This window comes from Streptomyces sp. NPDC060198, from assembly GCF_042728415.1.
Lineage (GTDB): Bacteria > Actinomycetota > Actinomycetes > Streptomycetales > Streptomycetaceae > Streptomyces.
This window is the reverse complement of record NZ_JBHWZJ010000368.1, coordinates 1-6,885: the sequence shown is the minus strand read 5'-3', so window position 1 is coordinate 6,885 and position 6,885 is coordinate 1. Positions and strand designations below refer to the sequence as shown.

Annotated in this window: 7 protein-coding genes; 4 read left to right on the top strand and 3 right to left on the bottom strand. The window is 71.1% G+C overall.

The genetic code is table 11. The features are described from left to right. Positions 1-306 precede the first annotated feature (306 nt). A complete protein-coding gene (locus ACFWEP_RS29385; RefSeq protein WP_387374513.1) occupies positions 307-648 on the bottom strand; it encodes a beta/gamma crystallin domain-containing protein in 342 nt (113 codons plus the stop codon). A gap of 456 nt (positions 649-1,104) precedes the next feature. Between ACFWEP_RS29385 and ACFWEP_RS29380 the strand changes: the two genes are divergently transcribed. Then, positions 1,105-1,806 (top strand): hypothetical protein, encoded by a 702-nt coding sequence (locus tag ACFWEP_RS29380; protein ID WP_387374511.1) that lies wholly within the window; start codon positions 1,105-1,107, stop codon positions 1,804-1,806. Beyond that, the gene (locus tag ACFWEP_RS29375; RefSeq protein ID WP_387374509.1) at positions 1,803-2,324 is read left to right on the top strand and encodes a hypothetical protein; all 522 of its coding nucleotides are present in this window, start codon (positions 1,803-1,805) and stop codon (positions 2,322-2,324) included. The genes ACFWEP_RS29380 and ACFWEP_RS29375 overlap by 4 nt, the downstream gene beginning before the upstream one ends. Before the next feature lie 89 nt (positions 2,325-2,413). Here the strand turns inward: ACFWEP_RS29375 and ACFWEP_RS29370 are convergent, their stop codons facing one another. Next, positions 2,414-3,562, bottom strand: coding sequence for a PucR family transcriptional regulator (locus ACFWEP_RS29370; protein WP_387374508.1), 1,149 nt, complete (start codon positions 3,560-3,562; stop codon positions 2,414-2,416). A gap of 217 nt (positions 3,563-3,779) precedes the next feature. Here ACFWEP_RS29370 and ACFWEP_RS29365 point away from each other — a divergent pair, with 217 nt between their 5' ends. Together ACFWEP_RS29365 and pruA are read left to right on the top strand one after the other, a co-directional pair. After that, complete coding sequence (locus ACFWEP_RS29365; RefSeq protein ID WP_387374506.1) at positions 3,780-4,706, top strand: proline dehydrogenase family protein; 927 nt, start codon at positions 3,780-3,782, stop codon at positions 4,704-4,706. A 48-nt stretch (positions 4,707-4,754) separates the two neighbouring features. Then, complete coding sequence (gene pruA, locus ACFWEP_RS29360; protein ID WP_387374504.1) at positions 4,755-6,386, top strand: L-glutamate gamma-semialdehyde dehydrogenase; 1,632 nt, start codon at positions 4,755-4,757, stop codon at positions 6,384-6,386. A gap of 162 nt (positions 6,387-6,548) precedes the next feature. Here pruA and ACFWEP_RS29355 read toward each other — a convergent pair. Continuing rightward, a partial coding sequence (locus ACFWEP_RS29355; RefSeq protein ID WP_387374502.1) for a LysE family translocator occupies positions 6,549-6,885 on the bottom strand: 337 nt, incomplete at its 5' end.

Here is a 6,885-nt window from a genome sequence, read left to right as displayed (position 1 = left end):
AGGCCGCGCCGGCCACGCGGGCGGTGACCCGCTCGTCCTCGCCGGTCGGTCATGTCCTCCGACGTCCACGCCAGGGTGGCGGACGATGTCCCGGAGGTGGCAGAGCTCCCGGCCCCCATGGGCGACGGACCTTCATGGGTGACGGACCTTCATGGGGGACAGGCCTTCATGGGTGACGGACCTTCATGGGTGACAGGCCTTCACGAGTGATGACGGACCTCTGTGGATGACGGACCCTCGCGGTGCCAGGCCTCTGGGTGACAGGCCTCTGTGGTGAAGGACGTTTGCGGGTGACGGTCCGATGCGTTACAGGATTTCGATGGCGTCGACCTTCGGGGGTCGGTTCGGGAAGGTGATTTCGTGCCAACGCTCGATCTTCACCGAATCGCCGTTCGCATCGCTGTAGATCAGGTCGTTGTTCCCCGTGGAAATCTTGTCGACCCACCAGCCGCCGAAGGAGGTCCTGCCGCGGTTCGCGTAGCAGTCGACGCTGGTGCTTCCAAAACTGTCGTGCGACCAGATCTTCAGAAAATTCTCTCCGGCACGGCAGGGGATGTGGTCGATGGCGTAGGCGTTACCAGGCAGGACGACGGCGAGCATGGCCGTCGCGGCGCATGCCACGAACGCCGTACGCGCCGCCTTCTTCATTGTCGAGATCACGGTTTGCTCTTTCTATTCGTGTGGGGAACCGGGAATTCGATTCACGGGACACGGGGATGGTTCTGTCCGGTGGCGGGGATTCTTCGGTGGATTCCTGTCCAGTTCGACCCGCGTGTGCGCAAAAGATGATCTCGCGAGATTGTTGTGCAGGGCAATCTTGTCCGGACTGTGCGACTGGAATGCGATCTTGAATGTCCGGATCGAGGGAGTTTGCGATATCTGGGAAATCGGAAATTATTATGAGTTTCTGTGGGGTGGCGCGGTTTCGTAGTCCGGCTCTCCCGTTCGGGAGCCGCCTTCGCCGAAAGCCCCGGCCGGTGTGCGGACGCTCTTCCACCTCGGGAAGCACCGCACCCGACGCCGCGCACCGATCGACCGGGAGGTGCGGCACAGCCCTTAGTCTGCTGACCCAAGAGACGTGCACTCGGGCGACGGAGGAAGCGGATGCGGCGTGTGGTGCGGGGCTTCTGGGGCCCTCGGGTGGAGTCCGTCGAAGAGCTGTCCGGGCGTTGGGAGCTGATGCTCCGGCAGGTCGCCACGCTCCTGGGTGAGGCGACCGGGTCCGACTGGGCATGGCGGCGCGTCCGGGCGTCCGGCGCGGACGACGCCCCGCTCACCCCGGGGCGGGAGCCGCTGGCGGAGGTCCTGCGCGAGGCGCGTACCGCCGACGACTGGTCCGACCGGGTCGGCACCGGGCTCCGGCTGATCGCCGCACCGGCCAACGGAGTCCGGGTGGAGATCAGTGGACTGGCGGGCGGTTCAACGGAGTTCCTGCTCCAGTCCGTGGTGGTGGCCATCGACGCGCCGGACGGAGCGGACGTGCCCGAGGCGGAGCTGCTCGCCGCCCTCGCGCGCGTGTGGGGCCCGGACTTCGGTGACGTCAGTGACGACGACCTTCTCGACGTCCTCGAGGACGAGGCCGGTTACACGGTCGGTGACCCGGTCGTCGGTAGGTACGGCTACCTCTCGCCCGCCCGGGCGGCCCTGGTCCCGGCCGGACTCGGGGCGGGGCGGGAGGAGTTGCCCGGCGGAGGCGTGCTGCTCGCCCTGGGCGGAACGGCTGAGGCGGTCGAGGCGTACGGCGTGCTGAGCGCGGCCGGCGCGCTCAGGCCGCTGCCCCGTCCGCTCGACCGGGCCGTGCTGTGAGCGTCCGCGCCGGGGAGACCTTCGACCCCGGGCGGGCCGTGGCCGAGGTGGCGGCGCTGGCGGCGGGGCCCGTACCCGTGGCGGGGCCCACCGTCGGCGAAGGGGACCCCGGGACGGGGGAGTGGCGGGCCACCACCGGGGAGGGGTTCCGGATCGTCCCGCTCTGGGAGGGTGACGCTCTCACCGGCGTGTACGGGAGCGACTGGACCGGCGCGGAAACCGCCGCACAACGCCGACTCGAAGCGCTCGTGGGGGAATTGGACGCACGGTGGGGGCCGCACAACCGGGTGGCGATGCACACCGCGCTGTTCCGGCGCCAGGCGGGAGCGCCCCTGCCCCCGCTCCACGCGGCCCTGCTCGGCGAGGACTGCTACGGCGACCTCCGCGTCTGGGGGCCGCTGCCCGGCCGGGACCGTTGGGTGGGGGTGAGCGTCGGCCACAGCGACGGGGACGCACCCCTGGTGATGGTCGCGCTGGTCAGCGTCGTGCCCGTCGCCGAGGTGGGCCAGGGCGACTGATCCGGCGGACGCTCCCGGCGGCGGCGCTCAGCGCCGACCCCGCTCGGAGCCGACCCGCTCGGAGCCGGCGCGCTCGGAGCCGGCCCCGCTCATAGCCGGGCGCGCTTCAGCGCCATGTGGAGCAGCAGCCGGTCCTCGCCGCTGCCGAGGTCGAGCCCGGTGAGCTGCTGGACCCGGGAGAGCCGGTAGTACAGGGTCTGGCGGTGGATGCCCAGCTCGGCCGCGGTCCGGCTCGCCTGCCCCGCGAAGTCGAGGAAGGTCTCCGCCGTACGGGCCAGCTCCGCGTGGACCGGTGCCAGCAGTGCGACCACCGAGGGGTCGGGGCCCGCGGGGGCGTGGGGCAGGGCGGTCAGCAGGCGGTACGAGCCGATGCCGGACCACCGGGCGACCGGGCCGAGCCGGGGTTCGGCCGCCGCCGCTCGGGCCGCCGACACCGCCTCGTGCCAGGCGTCGGCCAGCTCGCCCAGACCCCGGCGCGGGACGGCCACCCCCGCGGTCGCGTCCCGGCCCGCCGCGGTACGCAGCCGCTCGGCCGCCGTGTCCGCCGGGCCGGGGGCGTCCGGGGAGCGCAGCCGTACGAGCGCCGCCAGGCAGAGCGCGTCGTGCCCGGCCGGCGGGGCGACCACCGTGAGCGCCGCCGCGGAGGGGACCGTCCGCGCCGACGGGGTGTCGTCCGCCGCCCACGGGGAGACGCAGACCACCGCGTGCAGCCCGTCGGCGTCCGCGCCCAACGCCTCCCGGAGCGCGGTCAGCGCCATGTCCCGCTGCCAGCCGTGCCCCGCCGTGAGGGCCGCGCCCAGCTCGCGGGAGAGGTCCGCGCCCGCCCGGGCCTCGTCGGCGAGGAGCGCCCCGATCCGGTCCGCCACGTCCATGGCTGCCGCCAGCCGATCGTCGGTCGGGCCGGGGACCGTGTCCAGCAGCCAGACGTAACCGAGCACCACACCCCGGTGGCGTACCGGGAGGCAGATCCGGCTGAGGTGCACCCCGGCTTCCGGACCCGCCGGGATGCGGACCGGCCCGGTGGCACGGGTGATGCCGAAGCCCTCGAAGAAGGTGCGGACCGCCGCCGTGGAGCGGCGGGTCAGGATCGACCGGGTACGGACCGGGTCCATGGCGGTGTCGTCGTCGCTGTCGTGCACGCCGAAGGCGATCAGGCCGAAGTCGCGGTTCTCCAGGGTGGCGGGCGCGCTCAGCAGTCCGGAGATCTCGTCGACGAGTTCCTGATAGTCGCCTTTCATCCCGCCATTCTCGCACCCTTCAGACAGATGTATGAGGTGGCGGGCGCGGATGCGTGACAGCTGTCGATGGCACACGTTCGGTGCAATCCATAGATTTCACCGTGGTTCTCCGTGCTGTCATGGTCCGGACCGGTACGAAGCCTTTCGTCCGGCTCCAGGGCATGCGGCCGTCCCCGCAGTCGTCCCGTCGTCCATCAGTACTTTCGTGGAGGTGCCCGTGCTGGGTCCCGTGATTCTCGCCGCGTCGCGCAGCGACCGGATGCGCCGGTTCATCTCGGCCGCGCCCGGCACCAAGCAGGTCGTCGACCGCTTCATCGCCGGTGAGAACGTCGACCACGTCCTCCCGGTCGTCCAGGAATCCGTCGGGAAGGGCCTGGAGCTCACCCTCGACGTGGTCGGCGAGGACATCACCACGCCCGCCGAGGCCGCTGCCGCGCGCGACGCCTACCTGGAGCTGGTCGGACGCCTGAAGGACCTGGGCTTCGGCACCAAGGCCGAGATGTCCGTCAAGCTCTCGATGTTCGGCCAGGCGCTGGAGAACGGCCACGAGCTGGCCCTCGCCAACGTCCGCCCCGTCGTCGAGGCCGCCGCGGCCATCGGCACCACGGTCACCCTGGACGCCGAGGACCACACCACCCTCGACTCGATGTTCGCCATCCACGAGGAACTGCGCAAGGACTTCCCGCAGACCGGTTGCGTGATCCAGGCTTACCTGTTCCGCACCGAGGACGACGCCCGCCGCCTCGCCGCCGCGGGCAGCCGCGTGCGTATCGTGAAGGGTGCGTACAAGGAGCCCGCCTCCGTCGCGTACCAGGACAAGGCCGAGATCGACAAGGCGTACGTCCGCATCATGAAGATCCTCATGGAGGGCGACGGCTACCCGATGATCGGGTCGCACGACCCGCGTCTCGTCGCCATCGCCCAGGAACTCGGCCGTCAGGCCGGCCGCAAGCTGGACGAGTACGAGTTCCAGATGCTCTACGGCATCCGCAGCGACGAGCACGTCCGCCTCGCCGCGGAGGGCCACCGCATGCGTGTCTACACCGCGTACGGCACCGACTGGTACGGCTACTTCATGCGCCGCCTCGCGGAGAAGCCGGCCAACCTCCTCTTCTTCGCGCGCTCCATCCTCACCAAGGGCTGAGTCCGGCTCCCGCCCCCCACCCCGACGAACCAAGGAGACAAGGCACTCATGGATGCTGTCACCCAGGTCCCCGCGCCGGTCAACGAGCCGGTCCACTCCTACGCCCCGGGTTCCCCCGAGCGCGCCCGCCTGGAGGCGAAGCTCAAGGAGCTCGGCGAGAACCCGATCGACCTCCCGATGACCATCGGTGGCGAGAAGCGGATGGGCGGCGGCGCCCGCGTCGACGTCGTGCAGCCGCACAACCACCGCGCCGTCATCGGCACCTTCGCCGGAGCCACCGAGCAGGACGCCCAGGACGCGATCGACGCCGCGCTCGCCGCCGCCCCGGCCTGGCGCGCGATGGCCTTCGACGACCGCGCCGCGATCATCCTGCGCGCCGCCGAGCTGCTCTCCGGCCCGTGGCGCGAGACGATGGCCGCCTCCACGATGCTCGGCCAGGGCAAGACCGCCCAGCAGGCCGAGATCGACACCCCCTGCGAGCTCGTCGACTTCTGGCGCTTCAACGTGCACTACGCGCGCCAGATCCTCGCCGAGCAGCCGCCGGCCAACTCCACCGGCGTGTGGAACCGCATGGACCACCGCCCGCTGGAGGGCTTCGTCTACGCGATCACGCCCTTCAACTTCACCGCCATCGCGGGCAACCTGCCGACCGCCCCGGCGCTCATGGGCAACGTCGTCGTGTGGAAGCCGTCCCCGACGCAGACCCACGCCGCCGTGCTGCTGATGCAGCTCCTGGAAGAGGCCGGTCTGCCCAAGGGCGTCATCAACCTGGTCACCGGCGACGGCATCGCCGTCTCCGAGGTCGCGCTGAACCACCGCGACCTGGCCGGAATCCACTTCACCGGCTCGACCCCCACCTTCCAGCACCTGTGGAAGACGGTCGGCAACAACATCGCCAACTACCGCACCTACCCGCGGCTCGTCGGCGAGACCGGTGGCAAGGACTTCGTCGTCGCCCACCCGTCGGCCGACCAGGCCGTCCTGAAGACCGCGCTGACCCGCGGCTCCTTCGAGTACCAGGGCCAGAAGTGCTCGGCGTCCTCGCGCGCCTACGTCCCGGCCTCCATCTGGAACTCCGGTTTCAAGGAGAAGTTCGCGGCCGAGGTCGACGCCATCACCATGGGCGACGTCACCGACCTGTCGCACTTCATGGGCGCCGTCATCGACGACCGCTCGTTCGCGAAGAACAAGGCCGCCATCGACCGCGCCGCCGCCGACCCGACGTGCACGATCGTCGCGGGCGGCACCTACGACGACTCGGTGGGCTACTTCGTCCGCCCGACCGTCATCGAGTGCACCGACCCGGAGAACGAGGTCTTCACGACCGAGTACTTCGGCCCGATCCTCGCTGTCCACGTGTACGAGGACGACCAGTACGACGCGATGCTGGACCAGATGGAGTCGGTCTCCGACTACGCCCTGACCGGTTCCGTCATCGCGGGCGACCGCGCCGCAGCGGCCCACACGATGGAGAAGCTCCGCTACGCGGCGGGCAACTTCTACATCAACGACAAGTCGACCGGTGCCGTCGTCGGCCAGCAGCCCTTCGGCGGCGGCCGCGCCTCGGGTACGAACGACAAGGCCGGCGCCCCGCAGAACCTGCAGCGCTGGACGCTGACCCGCGCCATCAAGGAGACGCTGGTCCCGCCGACCGAGTACACCTACCCCCACCAGGGCTGACGCCCTCCGGGACGCCGGCCGCCCCTCGGTCACCACGACCGGGCCGGCCGCGTCCCGCCCAGAACCCCGCCCCTGTCCGGCACCCCCCCTGCCGGACGGGGGCGGTCTGCGTTCCGCCCCGGCCCACGGTCCCCGGGCGGATACGGAGTTGCCGGCATCGGCCTACGCGACCGCGCTCCGGATGCCGAGAGCGACGAGCACCGCCGACGTGGTCCTGACGGCCGGCTGCTCGTAGCGGGGTTTGCGCAGGGCCCGCGACGCCCGCCGGACGAGGAAGGTCCAGGCGAGGAGCCAGACCGCGATCAGCAGCGCGTGGGCGGTGGCCAGCGTGAGGATCTGGCCGCCGAAGGACCGGTGCGGTGCGATGAACTGGGGCACCAGGGTCAGGTAGACGGAAGCCGCCTTCGGGTTGAGGACGTTGGCGAGCATCGCCTGCGCGTAGACGGAGTCCGGCCGTCCCGTCAGGCGCCGGCGGGAGGCGGCGGGGGCGGCGGGGGCG